Origin of the sequence: Pseudomonas sp. 20P_3.2_Bac5 (assembly GCF_025466035.1) — a bacterium.
In the GTDB taxonomy this organism is placed as follows: domain Bacteria; phylum Pseudomonadota; class Gammaproteobacteria; order Pseudomonadales; family Pseudomonadaceae; genus Aquipseudomonas.
The window spans coordinates 174,336-192,848 of the sequence record NZ_JANLOA010000105.1 but is presented as its reverse complement, the minus strand read 5'-3'; the positions used below and the strand labels follow the sequence as shown (position 1 = coordinate 192,848).

General features: G+C 63.6%; 14 protein-coding genes. All 14 read right to left on the bottom strand.

Annotation, left to right across the window (positions count from 1 at the left end; all coding sequences use genetic code 11):
- Positions 1-4 precede the first annotated feature (4 nt).
- Positions 5-247, bottom strand: a complete 243-nt coding sequence (locus NTD88_RS19645) for a hypothetical protein (protein ID WP_262154527.1) — start codon at positions 245-247, stop codon at positions 5-7.
- Positions 248-654: 407 nt separating this feature from the next.
- Entirely contained in the window at positions 655-2,106 is a 1,452-nt protein-coding gene (locus NTD88_RS19640; protein ID WP_262154526.1) for a mannose-1-phosphate guanylyltransferase/mannose-6-phosphate isomerase, read from the bottom strand.
- Positions 2,107-2,143: 37 nt separating this feature from the next.
- Entirely contained in the window at positions 2,144-2,800 is a 657-nt protein-coding gene (locus tag NTD88_RS19635; RefSeq protein ID WP_095154556.1) for an alginate O-acetyltransferase AlgF, read from the bottom strand.
- 13 nt (positions 2,801-2,813) lie between these two features.
- Positions 2,814-3,971 (bottom strand): alginate O-acetyltransferase, encoded by a 1,158-nt coding sequence (locus NTD88_RS19630; protein WP_262154525.1) that lies wholly within the window; start codon positions 3,969-3,971, stop codon positions 2,814-2,816.
- Positions 3,972-3,982: 11 nt separating this feature from the next.
- The gene (locus NTD88_RS19625) at positions 3,983-5,440 is read right to left on the bottom strand and encodes an MBOAT family O-acyltransferase (RefSeq protein WP_095154560.1); all 1,458 of its coding nucleotides are present in this window, start codon (positions 5,438-5,440) and stop codon (positions 3,983-3,985) included.
- A 173-nt stretch (positions 5,441-5,613) separates the two neighbouring features.
- Entirely contained in the window at positions 5,614-6,687 is a 1,074-nt protein-coding gene (locus tag NTD88_RS19620) for a mannuronate-specific alginate lyase (RefSeq protein ID WP_410017298.1), read from the bottom strand.
- 22 nt (positions 6,688-6,709) lie between these two features.
- The gene (locus tag NTD88_RS19615; RefSeq protein WP_262154523.1) at positions 6,710-8,146 is read right to left on the bottom strand and encodes an alginate O-acetyltransferase; all 1,437 of its coding nucleotides are present in this window, start codon (positions 8,144-8,146) and stop codon (positions 6,710-6,712) included.
- A gap of 11 nt (positions 8,147-8,157) precedes the next feature.
- Positions 8,158-9,720 carry a mannuronan 5-epimerase AlgG gene (algG, locus tag NTD88_RS19610; RefSeq protein WP_262154522.1) on the bottom strand — a complete coding sequence of 521 codons (1,563 nt, stop codon included), beginning with the start codon at positions 9,718-9,720 and terminating at the stop codon, positions 8,158-8,160.
- 18 nt (positions 9,721-9,738) lie between these two features.
- Positions 9,739-11,226 (bottom strand): alginate export family protein, encoded by a 1,488-nt coding sequence (locus NTD88_RS19605; protein WP_095154568.1) that lies wholly within the window; start codon positions 11,224-11,226, stop codon positions 9,739-9,741.
- Positions 11,223-12,635: an alginate biosynthesis TPR repeat lipoprotein AlgK gene (algK, locus tag NTD88_RS19600; RefSeq protein WP_262154521.1), complete on the bottom strand. Its 1,413-nt coding sequence runs from the start codon at positions 12,633-12,635 to the stop codon at positions 11,223-11,225. The genes NTD88_RS19605 and algK overlap by 4 nt, the downstream gene beginning before the upstream one ends.
- A 115-nt stretch (positions 12,636-12,750) precedes the next feature.
- Positions 12,751-13,917, bottom strand: a complete 1,167-nt coding sequence (locus NTD88_RS19595) for an alginate biosynthesis protein Alg44 (protein ID WP_262154520.1) — start codon at positions 13,915-13,917, stop codon at positions 12,751-12,753.
- 39 nt (positions 13,918-13,956) lie between these two features.
- Positions 13,957-15,447, bottom strand: a complete 1,491-nt coding sequence (gene alg8 / locus NTD88_RS19590; RefSeq protein ID WP_175652126.1) for a mannuronan synthase — start codon at positions 15,445-15,447, stop codon at positions 13,957-13,959.
- Between the two features lie 61 nt (positions 15,448-15,508).
- Positions 15,509-16,825 (bottom strand): nucleotide sugar dehydrogenase, encoded by a 1,317-nt coding sequence (locus tag NTD88_RS19585; protein WP_262128175.1) that lies wholly within the window; start codon positions 16,823-16,825, stop codon positions 15,509-15,511.
- A 790-nt stretch (positions 16,826-17,615) separates the two neighbouring features.
- Entirely contained in the window at positions 17,616-18,395 is a 780-nt protein-coding gene (yaaA, locus tag NTD88_RS19580) for a peroxide stress protein YaaA (RefSeq protein ID WP_262154519.1), read from the bottom strand.
- Positions 18,396-18,513: the final 118 nt, after the last annotated feature.

The following is an 18,513-nucleotide window of genomic DNA, read 5'->3' as shown; positions in this document are numbered from 1 at the left end:
GGTTTCAGATCGGCATCGCCGTGGTCGACCCGGCCAACGCGATCTTCAGGTACGCCTGACAAATCTCCATCTCCAGGATCGATGCGCTGAGCAGCGTCTGTTGTGCGGGGATGGGTTGCCGGGGCAGGCGCGAGGTTTTGGCGAGGGCGTGCTTGAGGAATTCCGCCGCCTGGCGGACGGCCTCGTCATGGGTGACACCGGGGCGGATGGAGCAAACGGGGGGTGGGTCGGGGACGATTTTTTTCATGGCAATACTCTGCGTCGGCTTATGGAGCGGCCACATTTCGCTGCTAAACCAAGGGTGGCAACTGTGCGTGGGTTAGCAGACCGAGGACACAGAACCCGGCGCACCCGAAGGTGCCCACACGCACAGCCGCCATAACGGGTTGCTGTTGGGTTTGTATCGTTCGGACTGCTAATCCGGCCGTTGATTTGGCAACGACGGAGGGAGACTAGGCAGCGATTCCACAGAGCGCAACAAGCTGGCAGGGCCGCGCAGTATGCTTGGGAAGTTGCCTACAAGAAAGTCGGAGATTGAGGAAGTTCTGTGGCTTTATGCGATGGATTTCGTATGAATGTTTAAAGCCGCGAGCTTGCTCGCGAAGGGCGCAACGCAATGAAACCGTGCCCCGAAGGGCACGGCCTGGCACCTCTTTACTGCGCGATCGTCTTGATCGACACCCCGCGCTCGATCGGCGTCGAGCGGCCGTAGATGTCTTCGAAGCGCTCGATATCGTCTTCGCCCAGGTAACTGCCGGACTGCACTTCGATGATTTCCAGCGGGATCTTGCCGGGGTTGCGCAGGCGGTGGATGGAGGCGATCGGGATGTAGGTGGACTGGTTCTCGGTGAGCAGGAACACGTTCTCGTCGCAGGTCACTTCGGCGGTGCCGGTGACCACGATCCAGTGTTCGGCGCGGTGGTGGTGCATTTGCAGCGACAGGCTGGCGCCCGGCTTGACGGTGATGTGCTTGACCTGGAAGCGCCCGCCCATGTCCACCGAGTCATACGAGCCCCACGGTCGGTAGACCTCGCAGTGGGTCTGGGTCTCGCTGCGGCCCTGGGCGTCGAGGGTGTTGACCATTTGCTTGACGCCCTGAACCTTGTCCTTGTGGGCGATCATCATGGCGTCCTTGGTTTCGACGACGACGATGTTTTCCAGGCCGATCACCGACACCAGTTTGCCGTTGCCGTGGATCATGCAGTTGTGGCTGTCCTGCACCACCACATCGCCCTTGGTGACGTTGCCGTTGTCGTCCTTCGGGTGCACGTCCCACAACGATGACCAGCAGCCGACATCGCTCCAGCCGGCGGACAGCGGCACGACGCAGGCGCGCTGGGTTTTTTCCATCACCGCGTAGTCGATGGAGTTGTCCGGGCAGCAGGCGAAGGTGGCTTCGTCGATGCTCAGGCTGTCGCCGTCTTCCTGGCTGCGTTCGAGGGTCAGCAGGCAGGTGTCGTAGATGTCCGGGTCGTGCTTTTTCAGCTCTTCGAGGAAGCGGCTGGCGCGGAACAGGAACATGCCGCTGTTCCAGAAATAGCCGCCGGCCTGGACGAATTCGCGGGCGCGTTTTTCATCGGGTTTTTCCACGAACTGCGCAACCCGGCTGACGCCCTCCGGCAGCAGCGCATCCTGGCTGGAACGGATGTAGCCGTAACCGGTTTCCGGTTTGGTCGCGGGGATGCCGAACAGCACCATCTCGCCGCGCTCGGCGGCCACGGTGGCCAGGGCGAGGGCGCGTTGCAGGGCTTTCTGGTCGTCGATCACGTGGTCGGCGGGCAGCACCAGCATCAGCTCGTCGCGGCCTTCATTGATCAGCTTCATCGCGCTGAGCGCCACCGCCGGCGCGGTGTTGCGGCCGAAGGGTTCCATGAGGATGGCCTGGGTCTCCAGGCTCAAAGTGCTCAGTTGCTCGTTGACGATGAAACGGTGGTCTTTGTTGCAGACCACGATGGGTGTGTCCATGCCGTCGAACACCAGCCGCGACAGGGTCTGCTGGAACAGCGTGTGTTCGCCGGTGAGGGCCAGGAACTGCTTGGGAAATTGCTTGCGCGACAGCGGCCACAGGCGCGAACCGTTACCACCGGACAGGATGACTGGAATCATGGTTGTTCTCCGAATCGTTCAATAAAGGGCAGTGGAATTAACGGGTCGAGACCGGGCGCTTGACCCAGACCGGGGACAGCTCGTTGCCGGAACCGGTGACGTAGAGCACGGCGGCTTCACCGCGCTCCAGGGCGACCGGTTTGACGTCGCTGACTTTTTTGTCGCCTTCGTACAGCGCCAGGCTGACCTTGACCGGGTTGATCTCGCGTTCGCCGCGGCTGCTGGCGGCCACCGGCTTGACCACTTCGGTCTTGCCGTCGGCGGTTTTCAGGGTCAGGGCCTGGTCACTCAGGTTCTGCACCCGCACCAGGGACTTCTGCTTGTTGCGGAACGGCGGTTCTTCCACCAGTTGCGGCTTGCCGTTGGCGTGGTTGACCAGGGTGTAATAGTGGTCGGCGGCCAGTTTCACCGGCAGGTTGGCGCTGCCGATTTTTGCGCTGTAGTCGCCTTGCGGCATGAAGCTGAAGTCGCTGCTGGCCAGTGCCCCGACCTGGTTGATCGGGGTGTTGCCGACGCTGGCGGCGACCGGCTGGCTGGAGGCGTTGTACAGGCGCACGAAGGTCGAGCCTTTCGGTGCGCTCGGGCCGTAGAGCGCGGCGTCACCGCCGGCCCAGGCTTGCAGCGAGGCGAGGGTGAGGCCGGCAGCGAGGGCGCAGGCTTTGGCGATACGGTGTTTGGAAGTGTGCAAGGTCATGTGCGTTTCCTCTTCAGTGTTCCGTCCGATGGGACGACAGGGCCAGCTCTTGATGGGTATTGCGGTTTTTTTTCAGTTGCGCGATCCAGTGCGGATCGAAGCCGCTGAGATCGTTCTTGATGGGCAGATAACGCTCGGGAAATTCCCAGACCACGACTTGTGGCGGGCTGTTTTTGAATTCATCGCTTTGCAGGTACTTGAGCATCGGCAGGACCGGGCCATGGCCGTCCTCGGCGTAGTTGGCGACATCGCTGCGCAGCGCTTGCTGCAAGGCGCCGAGGAAGTTCCAGTTGGGGTTGGCGCTGTAGCTGGTGCCGACCAGCGCTACCGGGATCTGCTTGTCGGCGAACAGCGCGTCGTCGCCGCCGCTGCCTTCTTCGGTGGCACGGGTGCTGCGTTTCTGCAGTTGGTCCGGCTTGGGCAGGAGGTTGCTGAACAGCGGGTCCAGCGGCAGGAAGTTGGTCAGGTCGCCTTTGTACGGCGTCTGCTGCTGGTGCTCGGTGACGAAGCTCTGCGGCTCGCCGTTGAGCAGGGTCTGCCGGGCCACGGCCTCGGCCAGTTGCCGGGCGGCGACTTCCGCGCCCATCGGCGTCCAGTGGCTGTCGGTGCGCAGGAACACCTGGCCGCGGGCCTTGGCCGCTTGCAGCGGGCCGAACAGGTCGGGGGCGAAGATGTTGGCCTGGCGGGCCTGGGCGTGGAAGGCGTTGTAGAGGTCCGCGTGAAGGCTGGCCGGGGCCTGCTCGCCGATGTACTCGGGATAGACCCGCGCCTTGGCCGGGACGATCGCCAGTACCAGTTCCACACCGTGCTCGCGCAGGGTGTCGCGCACGCCGCGCAGCAGGGCGAGGTTCTCGGCCTGGGTCTGTTCGGCGTTAACCGCCGGCTTGAATTCCTCGTCGCTGAACAGCCACTGGTCGCGACCCAGGACCACGCCGGGACGGCCTTCGTTGAACAGCTTGAAGTCCAGCGCCGCCCACAGGTTGGTGCCGATGCGCTTGAGCGGGAACTGCTCGTCGTAGTGGGTCTCGGCGGCCTTGGCCAGCTTGCCGTCGAGCAGGCTCATCTGCGCCGTGCGCTGGAACCCGCCGAGCCCGCCGAGGGACCACAGGCCCAGCGCCGTCAACAGGGCGAGGAACAGCAGGGAGTAGAGGATGCGTAATGATCGGGTCATGGTCGGCTCGCTCAGAACTGGAAGTAGAGGAAGGGCGAGTAGCTCTGCGCCGAGAGCTTGAGGATCGAGGCCACGAACAGCAGCAGCACCAGCACGCGGGTGGCGTAGAGGCTCCAATCGAGGCCGACGCTGCCGTCGTGGTGCACCACCACCGGGCTGGCTTTGGCGGTCGGCTTGGCATTGCGGTAGAAATCGCGCAGGCCGAACCAGGCCAGGGTGATGTAGGCCAGGATCAGGGTCGCGACTTGCAGGCCGGTGAGGCTGGCGCGGTTGAGTTCCGAGAGGTTCCAGTCGCCGAGGCTGAACATGGCGGCGTACATGCGTCCGGCGACGTGCAGGTTTTCAGCGCGGAAGATCACCCAGCCGATTACTACCAGCAGGAAGGTGAAGGCCCATTTGACCGGGTTGAAACGCTGCGGGTTGGTGTCGAGGCCCAGCGCCCGCTCGATCGCCAGCCACATGCCGTGCCAGGCGCCCCAGAGGATGTAGGTGAAGTTGGCGCCGTGCCACAGGCCGCCGAGCAGCATGGTCAGGAACAGGTTGCGGTAGGTGGCGAACGTGCCGCCGCGGTTGCCGCCGAGGGTGATGTACAGGTAGTCGCGCAGCCAGGTCGACAGGCTGATGTGCCAGCGCCGCCAGAACTCGGTGATCGACTGGCTGATGTACGGCTGCTTGAAGTTTTCCATGAAGCGGAAGCCCATCATCAGGCCGAGGCCGATGGCCATGTCGCTGTAGCCGGAGAAGTCGAAGTACAACTGCGCGGTGTAGGCCAGCGCACCGAGCCAGGCATCGCCGGTGGTGGGGTTTTCCAGGGCGAAGCAATGATCGGCGACCACCGCCAGGGTGTCGGCGATGAACACTTTCTTGATGAAGCCCTGCATGAAGCGGGTGCAGCCTTCGGCGAATTTGTCGACGGTGTGGGTGCGGTGGTTGAACTGGTCGGCGAGGTCCTTGAAGCGCAGCACGGGGCCGGCGATCAGGTGCGGGAAGATCGCGACGAACGCGGCGAAGTCGATCAGGTTGCGCGTGGCCGGGGTGTCGCCGCGGTAGACGTCGATGATGTAGCTGATGGACTCGAAGATGTAGAACGAGATCCCGATCGGCAGCAGCACATGGGTCAGGATGAACGGCTCCAGGCCGAACGAGGTCATGATCGCGTTGATGCTGTCGACGCCGAAGTTGGCGTACTTGAAGTAGCCGAGGATGCACAGGTCCACCGCCACCCCGAGCAGCAGCCAGCGCTGGGCGGGTTTGGTGCGCACCCCGGCGGCGCCGACTTTCAGGCCGATCCAGTAGTTCCACAGGGTGACCCCGGCGAACAGCGCGAGGAAGTCCACCCGCCACCAGGCGTAGAACAGGTAGCTGGCCAGCAGCAACAGCAGGTTGCGGTAGCGTTGCCCGCTCAGGTAGTACAGGCCGAGGAAGGTCGGCAAAAACAGGAACAGGAACACGTTGGACGAGAAGACCATCCCGGTTCTCCTTGTTGTTCAAGCATCCGGGGCAACAGCGCCCCCCAAACCCCCCGCTGTTTGGCGGGGGAAACCAGTGTTTCAAGATCCTTGTAGGAGCGAGCTTGCTCGCGACCGCGTCAGCAGGTCCGGCGCCGGTGTCCGGGCGGGCCTCATCGCGAGCAAGCTCGCTCCTACCGGGCTCCGGGGTCGTAGACCCGCGTCACATCCCCGCCGAGGCGGAAGCTGTTGAACGGCTGCAGGTCGTGTCGGCGCTGTTGCACGTCGGCGCCGCAGGCGTAGACGCTGCACCACGGTTCCAGCCAGGCGTATTTGCTGCCGACCTTGAGGTCTTTCATGTCCTGGTCTTCGCCGTTCTTGCGGGTGAACGCCGACGGGTCTTTCGATCCGCTCAGCACTCGATCCCCCAAGCGTTTCAACGCCTGGTTGTTTTCATCGCGCAGGTCCACGCCGTTGACCTGGGCGAAGCTGGCGATCATCGCCAGCGGCGGCAGGGCGTAGTTGTGGTAGGCGAGGGCGCGCTGTTTGCGCTTGAGTTCGTTGGGCAAGAAACCCTGGTCGTCGATCTGGTTGGCGGCGACGCGGTATTCCTTCACCGACCAGTCGAACAGGTCGCGGCGGTCGGTGGCGACGGCGGTGGCCATCACTGACCAGGCGGCCCAGTAGCTGTGGTTGTTGATCTTGGCCAGGGGCAGGTTGCTCCAGTCGCTGACCACTTGGTCGGCCAGGCGGCCGAACCATTTTTCGATTTCTTCGGCCTGGGCCTGGTGCGCCACCAGCGGCCGCGCATTGGAGAACTTCAGGCGCAGCCAGGCGCTGCTCATGCTGCCCAGCGCCCATTTGCGCATGGACTTGCCGGTGTGGTTGAAGTCTTTCGACAGCAGCGCATCGGCCCGCGCCCAGGTGCCCAGCCACGTGAGGGTGCAGTCGAGTTGTTGCGGACGGCCATCGCGCAGGTAGCGGTTGACCTGCTGGGCGACGCCGCGCTCCAGGGTGGTGATGCTGGCGGTGGAGTCGCGGAAGGCCTGTTCGGCGTCTTCGTTGAGGGTCGAGCGGGCGCCGTCCGAGCCTTCGTACTTGCTGCGAAATTGCAGCTTGCCGGTGTAGGGCGTCGGTACCGCGTCGCACTTGAAGTCGTTCTTGCCGGTTTTCTGTTTCTCGATGCCGGCGTAGTAGCCGGGCGGCGGCACCAGCCCGGCGGCCATGACCTGGCCGCCGAGGCTGAGCAGTACCGCGCTGGCGAGCATGCTGAGTCTGTTCATGGTGTCCTCACAATCCGGCCTGGGCGTTGCGCGAAGCATCGCCTGAACCGCGTTTGCACAAGGTGGCCTGCACCTTCTGGCTGCCGTTTTCCGGACCCTGGAGTTCCACGGCCAGCAGGGTTTGCCCGGCCCAGTCCTCGTCCTCGCGCAACTGGAAGGTGAAGCGGCCATCGGTGTCGGAGGTGGTCGGCTTGTCGATCTTCAGGTCTTCGTGGCGGCCGTTGAGGTACCAGAGGGTGGCCTGCAGGGTCTTCACCGAGGTGTCTTCGAAACGGATGTCGAGCTGGTGATTGCGGTTGGTCAGGTCCTTGATCACGCCATTGCGACCGTTGACCAGCAGCTCGTTGGTGCCCGGCTTGAGCGCGGTGCTGGCGCTCATCTGCGCCGGCTTGCCTTCGCAGCCGTTGTCGAGCAGGGCGAGCATCTGCCGCCAGATGGTTTCCTGGTTCAGCGGGTACAGCGGCGAGAATTCCCAGACCAGGATCTTCGGCGGGTTCTTCTTGAATTCTTCGCTGCCCAGGTACTGGATCATCGAGCCTTCCAGGCCGCCGCCGGGGAAGGCGACGTTGAGCACGTCGGCGCCGATGTACTGCTCCAGGAAGCCGGAGAAGTTGTAGTTCTTGCCGCTGTGGCTGGTGCCGACCAGGGTGATCTGCGCGTTGCCGGAATCGCCGAACAGGTCGTCGCCGCCGCTTTCGCCCTTGGGCTCGGTGGCGAACTGGTCCATGTACTGCACCGCGTAGCTGGTGCCGCAGAGCTGGCCGGCGACGTTGTGCAGGGTGCCGGTCTTGCCCATGCGCCCGGATTTGGTCGTCTCGAATTCCTTGCGCGGAATGCCTTCGAAGGCGGGCATCGAGTGCACCGTCTCGGCCACGATTTTCGCTGCGCGCTCGGCGCCGTAAGGCGTCCAGTGCTGGTCACCGCGGAAGTAGAAATCCTTGCCCTGGTCGGCGGCGGCCAGTTGCTCGTTGGTCAGCGGCGACAGGTCGGGCACGTTGTAGCCCATGCCGCCGAAGCGCTTGAGCATCGCTTGGTAGTTGCCGAGGGCCTTTTGGTAATCGAAGGCGGCCTTGTCGGCGGGATTGAGCATGTTGCGGTTCACCAGGCCGCGGGTCGGCTGATAGACCACCACCAGTTCGATGCCGCGCGCCTTGAAGGCGTCGTGGATCTGCTGCAGGCGTTTGTAGCCGGCCGGCGTGGTGGTGAATTCGGTGCGCAGGTCTTCCTTGGTGCGGAACAGCCAGTCGCCCTGGGCCTGCACCAACGTGGTGAAGTTCTGTTGGTAACGGGTGGTGTAGCGGCTGGCGTCGTGGGCTTCGGGGCACAGTTGGCAGCACGGCTCGGCGCTGAAGGTCGGCGCCTTGACCTCGTCGGCGCGCACGCCGTTGCTGATCGCCAGCAGGGCGGCGCTGAGGCCGAGGAGTTTCATCAAGTATGGGGTCATGTCGGGCTTCCTCAATCCAGCATTTCGGTCTGGCGTTCGACCGGGTCGATCAGCACGGCCTTCTGCTGGCGCACCATCAGGTCGAGAATCTCGTCCTGACGCTCGCCGAGTACGCCGGAGAAACTGATGCCGCTGGCCTTGCTCGGGGCCAGCATCGACACCCGGTACAGCTCGACGCTCAGCGGCGAGTCGATGGACAGCGGGCCGCTGCCGTTGGCCGCCAGCTCGCCGCCGACGAGGATCAGCGAAACCTTGGTGTCGAACGGGTCGAGGGCGATGTCGCGGTCGGTGTCGGACAGGTCCTTGATGTGCCCGTAGACGCCCACCAGGCCGTTGGCCATGGCGAGGTTTTCGTACAGGCGGATGTTCACGCTGTTGCGCACGCGGATGCCGTGGCGACGGTTGCTGATCAGCTTGTTGCCCCAGATCAGGTTGTCGCCGCTCTCGTACAGGGTGATGCCGTCGGTGTGGTTGCGGTAAATCTCGTTGTAGGCGATCAGGTTGTTGACGCTGTTACGGTCGATCACCACGCCGGAGAGTTTGTTGTCGAAGCTCTTGTTGTTGATGATCCAACTGTCGTTGACCTCGCGGGAAATGATGATCCCGTGCTTCTTCTTCGTGCCGTGGACGGTGTTGCCGGCAATGATCAGCCGGTGCGAACGGTCGTGGGGGTCGATGCCGTAGACGATGTTGTCGCGGTAGGTGCTGTCCTTGACCACGAAGTCGCTGGTCTCGTAGCAGTAGAAGCCGTACCACATGTCGCTGAAGGTCGAGCCGATGATCCAGCCGGTGGGTTCGGCGCGGCCCATCTGCTTGGCCATGTTCGGCGTGTACTGCGAAATGCTCACGCCGTAGGACTTGCTCTTGGCGTAGCCGAAGCTGGCCATGGTGGTGTTGACGATGTAGGTCTCGGTGCCGCCCCACGACAGCAGGAACGGACGGAATTCATCCGGCTTGCGGAAGGTCGCCGGGCCGTTGTCCGCCTCGCGCCAGCCGATCACCCGGCTGTCGCTGACGAACAGTTTGCCGTCGTTGACCAGGAACGCGCCGCCTTCCTGGGACAGCCGCAGTTCCTTGACCTTGCCGTTGATTTCCAGGGTCGCGCCGTGGCCGACCACGATCGGCAGGCGGGCCAGGTACACGCCCGGCGAGACTTCACGGACATAGCGCTCGGGCACTTTTTTCGCCAGTTCGGCGAAGTCCACATGGCCGCCCTCGATGAAGATCGCCTGCGGGATACCGCGCTGGCGGGCGACCCATTCGGCGCCCTTGTTGTCGCCGCCGATGAACTCCTTGAGGGTGGTTTCCTGAAGCATGCGGCGGACCGAAACCTTGCCCTTGTGACGGCGGTCGATTTTCTTCTGCACCGCCTCGGCGGTGTAGCCGCTGAGGTCCGGCAGGGTCGGCGGGTCCATGTGCAAGGGCTCCACCGGCGCGCTGCTGACGGTGTAGGTCTTGGCATGTTGCAGCCCTTTGGCGGTCGGCGCCGCCTGGCCGTTGGCCTGGGCGATGCCGGTGGCCAGCAGCAGGGCGCCGGCCAGCAGGGCGTGGAGCCTGTTCGGGTGAAGGTTCATGTCAATGCTCTCCGTGCATCAGAAGCGCCAGACCACGTCAACGAAGGCGCGATGCATGTAGGCGTCGGCCTCTTTGCCGTAGGCGTCGCCCGGCTTGAACACGCCGCCGCGAAAGCGCACCAGCGCCGAGGGTTCATCGATCGACTTGCTCAGTGAGGCAGGCAGCAGGCCCTGCTTGAAGTACTTGGTGACCACCAGGTCCATCTCCTGCCCGACATCTTTTTCGCCCTGGATCAGCGGACGGTTGATACCGCCGTCGTCGACCACCGCGTTGATGCCGCTGCCGCCGAGGTTCTGGTCGCCATCGACGCGCCAGAACTTGTGGTAGATCAGGCTGGCGTCGTAGTCGTCGCGCAGTTGCCAGGAGGTGAACAGGGTCGCCGCCTGCAGGTTGCCCAGTTCGCCGCGGAAGGCTTCGCCGAAGCGGTGCACGCGGGAGCGGGTGCCGGTGAAGTTGGAGCGGTTGCTCTCGAGGCCGGTCTGCTCGTAGTTGTTCGAACCGTCGCTGCCACCACCACCGCTGCCGCGGGCGTAGGCGGCGCCGACCTGCCAGTTGGGATCGAGGCGCAGGCGGATGCCGAGGTCGGTGGCCCAGGCGTTGACGTCACCGCTCTGCTTGCCGGTGGCGACCTGTTCGCCGTTTACCGTGGTGCTGCTCAGGGTGTCGCGGTCGCCGGTCAGCCAGGTGAGGCTGCCCCAATAGTTGACGGTGTTTTGATTGCGCCAGTTGTAAGCGTCGCTGTTGGCTTCCACGCCGAGCCAGGTGAGGTCGCCGTTGCGGGTTTTGTCGAGAGCGTCGAGGGTTTCGCCGGGGTTCTTCAGCTTGCCGTCGTCGCGGGTGTGGTGGGCGCGCAGGCCGACCCAGTGGCCGGGCGTCCATTGCGCCGCGACATCGCCGTAGACATGCAGGCGGTCCTTGTCTTCGGCGGCCAGTTCGGTGAGGTCGGTGCGGTATTCGCTGAAGCGTTCGGCCACGCCGAGGTTGGCCCGCAGCAGGGTGGTGTCGAAGGTCCAGTTCAGCGCTTCGATATTGGTGTCGCGCCACATGCCGTCGTCGTTGCGCAGGCGCTGGCGGCCGAAGCGCAGTTGCTCGCCGGGGTAGGCGGTGAAGCCGCTATAGCCGACCCAGAACTCGCGCATCGCCAGGTAGTTTTTCTTGGCTTCGCGGTCGTCGTTGCTGCTGTTGGCGTTGTCGATTTCGCTGCCGTCGGCGGACTGGCGGCTGGTGTCGGTTTCGATGATGTCGGTGGCCGCGACCGCCTGGCCCATGGCGTAGGCGCTCCAGTCGCCGCGCTCGAAGAACACCCACGGGCGCAGGTCGAGGCCGAGGCCGTTGACGTCGCCGCCGGCGCGGGTGCCGAGGTCGCGATCGTCTTCCGACTGGCCGGTGATTTTCACTTCCAGGCCGAAGTTCTTTTCAGCGGTTTCGGCGGCCAGGGTCGGGCAGGCCCAGAACAGCGCGAAGCTCAGGCCGAGGCCGGCTTTCATCCACGGATTGAGCGTCATAGGGAATCCTCACCTTGTTCTTCGTCGGGAGCTTGTACGGCTTGCAGGGCCAGGGCATTCGGGCCCGGGCCGATGGCGCCACGGGCAGCGCGTTCCTGTTCCAGCAGGCGCTGGGCGGCGGCTTTTTGTTCGGGGCTGAGCTGGGCGTCGAGTTCGCCGGCCAGCGTGGTCGATTGTTCGCTGGCGTTGGCCTGCGCCAGTTGGGCGAAGACCCAGGCGTTGACCGGGTCCTGACGAATGCCGTGGCCTTCGCTGAACAACTGGGCCAGGGCGTAGTCGGCGCTGAGCTGGCCGCCGCGGGCGGCCTGGAGCAGATGATCGACGGCTTTCTGTGGCTCGACATCGCCCAGGTAGCCGCGGCGATAAAGTTGGCCGAGGTAGTAATGGGCGCTGATCTCGCCGGCGCTGGCGGCGGCGAGCAGATGGGATTCGGCTTTCTTCGCGTCGGCTGGAAGGGTCTTGCCTTCGTAGTAGAGGCGACCCAGCAGCAGCTCGGCACGCGGCTGCTCGGCGGCGCGGCCCTTGTCGATGTAGCCCATCAACTGGTCGCTGTCGCCCAGCTCGGGGAAGTCGTAGAGCAGTTGCGCCAGGCTGACCCAGGACGCCGGGTTCTGCGGCGCGATGTCTTCGAGCAGGGCCTGGGCGGTTTTCTCGTCGGTCTGGCCGAGGTTGCGGTCGGCCAGCACGCGGGCCACGCTGTCGACCCGGCTGGCCGGAACCGCGCCGCGCTGGTGCGCGCTCTTGAGCTGTTCCAGCAGCGCCGCCTGTTGTTCCGGCTGGGCGCGTTTCTGGTAGACGGTGGCGAGTTCGACGTAGCAGATGTCGGTGCTGGTCAGCGCCGCCTTGCAGATGCGCTCGACGTCATCGAGGTGCTGGTCGTAGGTGTTCTGGGTGCGGTACAGCAGGACCTGGGCCAGGCCCGCCTCCGGGTAGCCGGCGCTGCGCCACTGGTCGATCTGCTGCTGCGCGTTGATTCGCGGGAAGCTCTGCGGGTATTGCAGGTAGAGCATCGCCAGCGGGATCAGGGTGTTGCCCTCGCCGTTGGCGAAGGCTTTCTTCAACAGGGACTCGGCTTCCTGGCGCTCGGCTTCGCTGGCGTCGGGTTTCGCCGCCAGCAGGCGGCCGAGGCGCGACTGGGCGCGGGGCGAGATTTCGGCGGCGGCGCGGTAGGTGGCTTCGGCTTCCTTCAGCTTGGCCGGGTCGCGGGTTTCCACCTGGATATCGGCGAGCCCGACCTGGGCTTCGCTGTAGCCAAGGTCGGCCAGTTGCCGGTAGTTGCGCTCGGCGGTGGCGGTGTCACCGTTTTTCAGGGCTTCGTTGGCCAGGCGCTGGTCGGGCAGGCCGGCGCAGCCGGTGAGGCTGATGGCCAGGGCCAGGGCGCACAGCAGGGGTGAGGCTGGGGGCCTCATCGCGAGCAAGCTCGCTCCTACGGGGGATGGCTGCGCGTCCGTTGTAGGAGAGAGCCGGACGGCGTTCCGCTCGCTCGCGATGGACGCAATGTGATTATTCATCGGAGAACCCTCTTCAGAGCCCATGCGCCACAGCGCTGTCGATCAACCAGTCCAGCGACGGACCCCGCTTGGCGTTGACGCTGGCAGGCAAGCCGATCAGGTTCGCGGGCATCGGTGCGTCCGGTTTGATCTGCACGCGGATGTCCGAAGACAGGTCGTCCTGGTTCAGGTTGCTGCTGCTGACGATCTGCCCGGTACGGGTCTGCTCTTCGCCGGCGACCTGGAAGTTGACCCGGGTGCCCGGCTTCACATCGTCGAACTGGCGATAGCTGAAGCGCGCTTCGACGGTCGGGTTGGTGGTACGCGGGATCAACTGGAAGATCACCGTGCCCTTGGCGGCGTACTGGCCGTCGTCCACCAGTTGCCGCGCCACGGTGCAATCACACGGGCTGGTGAGGGTGCCGCTCATTTGCTTGCCGAACAGTTCCTCGACCTTGGCCGGCTCCAGTTGCTGGTCGTCCAGATGCCCTTTGAGCAGGTCGAGCATGCTGGTGCTGAAGGACGCCAGCGGCGCGCCCTTGACCACCTCGCCACCGTTTTCCACCAGCGCCTGCACGGTGCCGTCACGCGGCATGGTGACCTGGGTAGTCGGCACGCTGACCACACCGGCCTCGGCATGGCTGACGAAGTACAGGCCGTAGATCGACTTGGCGACGAAGCCGAACGCCGCGACCCCGACCACGAACACGCCGAGGCTGAAGGTCACCGCCCGCAGCCGGCCCAGCGGGCTCAGGCCGCCGTGGGTGTCTTTCTGCTTGCGCGCCTTGGTGAAGTTGTCGCGCTGCAGGGTGCTGAGCACGTCGCCGATGCTGATCAACTCGCCGGACAGGTGCGAAGTGATGAGGTGGCGCAGGGTGGCGATGTCGCGCTGTTCGAGGTTCTGGAACTGCACCCCGGTGCGGCCGCTGGACGGGTCAAAGGAGCGCACCTGGAATTCCACGTCCATCGACAGGCCGAGGTTGTCCACCGTGAATTGCAGGCGGCCACGCAGCACGTCGCCGACTGTCAGTGGCTGTTTGGCGTGGAAGCTCAGGCCCCCGGCGGAGAGGTCGTCGACTTTCATCTCCAGGGTTTCGCGGTTGCCCCCCAGGTAGCGCAGCTTGGCGGGAATGCGCACCCGGGCGTGTTGGCGCTGGGTTTCGGACTCATGCACGACATTGACGTTCACGGCGGTATTCATGGCGATGTTTTCCTATTGGATCCGTTGGGTTACCGCGGCTCACACGACCACGAACAGCACAGCAACGAAGATGCTGGCCGCCGAGAAGGTCATGGTCCGGGAAGACCAGGTGTTGAACCATTGTTGAAAGCTGGCGAGGTCGCGTTTGAGCGCGGTGGGCTGGCGGGTCCAGGACTGCCGGTCGAGGCGGAAGAACACGTAGATCTTCATCAGCGCGCCGACGATCTGGTTGTAGTAAAGGATCAGCGGGTAGGCCGGGCCGATCTTGTGCCCCGAGCACAGCAGCATGAGGGTCAGGATCAGGCGGGTGAGGCCGATCCACAGCAGGTAGGCGAGGAGGAATTTGCCGCCGAACTTGAGGCTGGCGATCACCGCGACGGTCAGCCCGAGCAGGCTGGTCCACATCGACACGCGCTGGTCGAACAGCACCACGCTGGTGAACAGGCCGAGGCGACGCATGCCGAGGCCGAGGGCGCGGGAGTTCTGCCGCAGGTTGTTGCCGTACCAGCGGTACATCAGTTTGCGGCTGGCCTTGATGAAGCTCTTTTCCGGCGGGTGCTCGACGGTGTTGATCGCCGCGTCAGGCACGTAGAAGGTGTCGTAGCCCAGGCGCATCAGGCTGAACCAGCTCGACTTGTCGTCGCCGGTGAGGAACTTGAAGCGGCCCAGGCGCCAGTGCATCAGCGAGTCGCTTTCGACGTCGGCGATGAACTCGGGGTTGGTCACCACGCTGGCGCGGAACACCGACATGCGCCCGGTCATGGTCAGCACGCGCTTGGACAGGGCCATCGAGCACATGTTGATGTGGCGCTGGGCGAAGCGCAGCTTGTGCCACTCGCTCATGATGTAGCCGCCGCGCACTTCGCAGAATTCGTTGGTGGTCAGGCCGCCGACATTGCCGAACAGCTTGAACCAGGGGACGGTCTTGCGCACCACGCCTTCGCCGAGCACGGTGTCGCCGTCGATCACCGCGACCACCGCGTTGTCGTCCGGCAGGTGGCGGGAGATGGCGCGGAAACCGAAGGCCAGGCCGTCGCGCTTGCCGGTGCCGGCGATGCGCACGAAGTCCAGGCTGACGCGCTCCGGCGGGTTGTATTTGGCCCACAGGCTTTTCACCAGCAACTCATCGGACATTTCCACCAGCGAGCAGACCACGGTGGTGGGGTAGCCGCAGTCGATCGCTTCGCGGATCACCGAGCTGTAGACCTGCGCGGTGGTCAGGGCGTCGATGCGAAAGCTGGTGACCATCAGGTACACGTGCGACGGGTCGGCGGCGGCGCCGAGCTTGCGCACTTTGCGCCGCAGCCGTGGGTAAACCACGTAGAGAAACAGCATGCCGCGGACGAAATGGGTGGCGCCCATCGAATAGCGCCAGATGCCGACGGCGCCAATCAGGAAGAGGAAATCCTTCGAGTCGGGGTCGAACAGGGTGTTGGGCAAGGCCAGGGCGATCAACATGAGCAAAGTCACGTAGAACAGCCAACCGGCAGCCTGTAGCAGGCCGTGCTTGAGGCTTTGCATGTTCTGCATCCGTATCGGTGACGTCAGGTTGGAAAAAGCGCGCGGGGCCGGACGGCCCCGCGCGGCCTGCTTACCAGCAGATGCCTTCGGTACGGTTGGTCGGGGAGGTGGCCTGGCTCATGAAGCCCACCAGGTCGATCACCTGCTTGCCGGCCGGTGCTTGTTGGGCGAGGGCGCGGAACTGCTCGTCGCGGTTGCCCAGGACGATGATCTCGGCGTCGTCGATGACCTGTTGCAGGTCAGCGTTGAGCAGCGAGGAGACGTGGGGGATCTTCGATTCGATGTAGTCCTTGTTGGCGCCGTGGACACGGGCGTACTGGACGTTCTGGTCGTAGATGTTCAGTTGGTAGCCCTTGCCGATCAGGCGCTCGGCCAGTTCCACCAGCGGGCTTTCGCGCAGGTCGTCGGTGCCGGCCTTGAAGCTCAGGCCGAGCAGGGCGACCTTGCGCTTGTCGTGGCTTTCGATGATGTCGAAGGCGTTCTGCACCTGGGATTCGTTGCTGCGCATCAGCGAGTCGAGCAGTGGCGCTTTCACGTCCAGGCTGCCGGCGCGGTAGGTGAGGGCGCGGACGTCCTTGGGCAGGCACGAGCCGCCGAAGGCGAAGCCGGGGCGCATGTAGTACTGCGACAGGTTCAGGGCCTTGTCCTGGCAGACCACCTCCATCACTTCGCGGCCATCGACACCCACCGCCTTGGCGATGTTGCCGATCTCGTTGGCGAAGGTGACCTTGGTCGCGTGCCAGACGTTGCAGGTGTACTTGATCATCTCGGCGACTTCGATGTCCTTGCGGATGATCGGCGCGTCGAGTTCTTCGTAGAGGGCCTGGAGCACGTCGCCGCTGGCGCGGTCCAGTTCACCGATGACGGTCATGGGTGGCTTGTCGTAGTCGGCGATCGCGGTACTTTCGCGGAGGAACTCGGGGTTTACCGCGACACCGAAATCGACCCCGGCTTTCTTGCCCGAGCAGTCTTCAAGTATCGGGATCACCACGTTCTTCACGGTGCCCGGCAGGACGGTACTGCGCACCACGATGGTGTGGCGGCTGGCTTTGTCGCGCAGGACGAAACCGATTTCACGGCACACCGACTCGATGTATTCCAGGCCCAGGTCGCCGTTTTTCTTGCTCGGGGTGCCGACGCAGATCATCGACAGGTCGCTGTCGCGGATGGCCTGGGAAAAGTCGGTGGTGCCGCGCAGGCGGCCGGTGCTGATGCCCTGTTGCAACAGGCCTTCGAGGCCGGGTTCGACAATCGGGGATTTGCCCTGGTTGATCAGGTCGATCTTGGTTGCGGAAACGTCCACGCCAATCACGTCATGGCCTCGTGCGGACAGACAACCGGCACAGACTGCACCCACATAACCCAAACCAAAGATGCTGATACGCATCGCATTCACCTCATGTAGTAAGCAATGCCGATTCCATTCAAAGAACCGGACCGGGTTGATTTACCAGCCGTTTTTCGGGCGCACGGAACCGCGGCGTTAAATACGCAGTACCGCGTGCAGGCATAAGTAATTTGTGAGCGCGCACTCTCACGTGCTCAAAGTAGGCAGCCAATGGCCATTAATCGGGACGTGCCCAAAACGCTAGCCGTCTTTATTGCAGTACTGCACTTTCAATACTGCAGTGCTTGTTTTTTCAAGTGGATTAAATCCTTTGAAATCAACCACTAGGACGAATTATGAGTGCGTATTCTCCTGGGCGTGAGCCGCGCGCCGAACGGATTTCGGGCGGATGCTCAACTGACTCTGTATAACTTCCTGACTTCAGTTTTGTTATGTAAGTCATTTCTCACACAGGGTTCGAAAATCGTTACGGGTGGTATGAGCGAGCGGCGAGGGGATAAGTTCCTGAGGGTGCAGAGTGTCGGTGAAAGATTTTTTAATATTTTTCTACTTGCCGATACTTTCACTTTGATAGCACGCGGGAGTCTCGTCCCTATATATAAAGGGCGAACTTGAGGTGGGATGGTTTTGTGCCAGTACGGAAAATTTTTTCAGGATTTTTCGTCAAAAAACTACGAACGGTCTTATGGCGTTTTGCGATAAGGATAGAGTGGCGGATTTATGGCGTCGGAATAATGGCGAAATTGAGTGCGGGAATGGGGATTGAGAGTGGTGTGCAGGGCCCTATCGCTGGCTTGCCAGCGATCAGGGCCTTCAGCCACACAACAGATCAGTGGTCGGGATGATCCCGCAAGAACACCAGATTATCCGGCTTCGACTGCTCGGCACTGTAGTAGTAGCCCTGCACATCGAACTGCTTGAGCTGCTGCGGATCGTTGATCCGTTCCTGGATCACGAAGCGGCTCATCAGGCCGCGCGCCTTCTTGGCGTAGAAGCTGATGATCTTGTACTGGCCATTCTTCTGGTCGCGGAACTCGGTGTTGATGATCCGCGCCTTGAGGGCGCTGCGTTTCACGGCGCTGAAGTATTCGTTGCTGGCCAGGTTCAACAGCAGGTCGTCGCCTTGCTCGGCGAGCGCCTGGTTCAGCCATTCGCTGATCCGCGTGCCCCAGAAGGCATACAAGTCTTTGCCGCGGGCGTTGGCGAGTTTGGTGCCCATTTCCAGGCGGTACGGCTGCATCAGGTCCAGCGGGCGCAGCAGGCCATACAGGCCGGACAGCATGCGCAGGTGATCCTGGGCGTAGCTGAAATCATCTTCGCTGAGGGTTTCGGCATCGAGCCCGGTGTACACGTCGCCCTTGAACGCCAGCAGTGCCTGCTTGGCGTTGGCCGGGGTGAAATCCGGGGTCCAGCTACCGAAACGCGCGGCGTTGAGGCCGGCGAGCTTGTCGGACAGGTGCATCAGTTCGCTGATCTGCGCCGGCGACAGGTCGCGCAGTTGCACAATCAGTTCCTGGGAGTCGTCCAGGTACTGCGGCAGGGTGTGCCGCGAGGTGACGGGCGGGGTGTCGTAATCGAGGGTCTTGGCGGGGGAAATCACCGTCAGCATGAGGTCGGCTCCTTGAATCGTGGCCGCGATTCTACGGGGCGGGGCCGATGTTCTCCAGCTATCGCGGCGATAGCCGGGCGCGCTGCTATAGTGCGCGGCGGATGAACCGGAGAGTGTG

Coding starts and splice junctions, on each gene's coding strand:
- NTD88_RS19645 (WP_262154527.1), bottom strand. CDS start 247: ATGAAAAAAATCGTCCCCGACCCACCCCCCGTTTGCTCCATCCGCCCC.
- NTD88_RS19640 (WP_262154526.1), bottom strand. CDS start 2,106: ATGATTCCAGTCATCCTGTCCGGTGGTAACGGTTCGCGCCTGTGGCCG.
- NTD88_RS19635 (WP_095154556.1), bottom strand. CDS start 2,800: ATGACCTTGCACACTTCCAAACACCGTATCGCCAAAGCCTGCGCCCTC.
- NTD88_RS19630 (WP_262154525.1), bottom strand. CDS start 3,971: ATGACCCGATCATTACGCATCCTCTACTCCCTGCTGTTCCTCGCCCTG.
- NTD88_RS19625 (WP_095154560.1), bottom strand. CDS start 5,440: ATGGTCTTCTCGTCCAACGTGTTCCTGTTCCTGTTTTTGCCGACCTTC.
- NTD88_RS19620 (WP_410017298.1), bottom strand. CDS start 6,687: ATGCTCGCCAGCGCGGTACTGCTCAGCCTCGGCGGCCAGGTCATGGCC.
- NTD88_RS19615 (WP_262154523.1), bottom strand. CDS start 8,146: ATGACCCCATACTTGATGAAACTCCTCGGCCTCAGCGCCGCCCTGCTG.
- algG (WP_262154522.1), bottom strand. CDS start 9,720: ATGAACCTTCACCCGAACAGGCTCCACGCCCTGCTGGCCGGCGCCCTG.
- NTD88_RS19605 (WP_095154568.1), bottom strand. CDS start 11,226: ATGACGCTCAATCCGTGGATGAAAGCCGGCCTCGGCCTGAGCTTCGCG.
- algK (WP_262154521.1), bottom strand. CDS start 12,635: ATGAGGCCCCCAGCCTCACCCCTGCTGTGCGCCCTGGCCCTGGCCATC.
- NTD88_RS19595 (WP_262154520.1), bottom strand. CDS start 13,917: ATGAATACCGCCGTGAACGTCAATGTCGTGCATGAGTCCGAAACCCAG.
- alg8 (WP_175652126.1), bottom strand. CDS start 15,447: ATGCAGAACATGCAAAGCCTCAAGCACGGCCTGCTACAGGCTGCCGGT.
- NTD88_RS19585 (WP_262128175.1), bottom strand. CDS start 16,825: ATGCGTATCAGCATCTTTGGTTTGGGTTATGTGGGTGCAGTCTGTGCC.
- yaaA (WP_262154519.1), bottom strand. CDS start 18,395: ATGCTGACGGTGATTTCCCCCGCCAAGACCCTCGATTACGACACCCCG.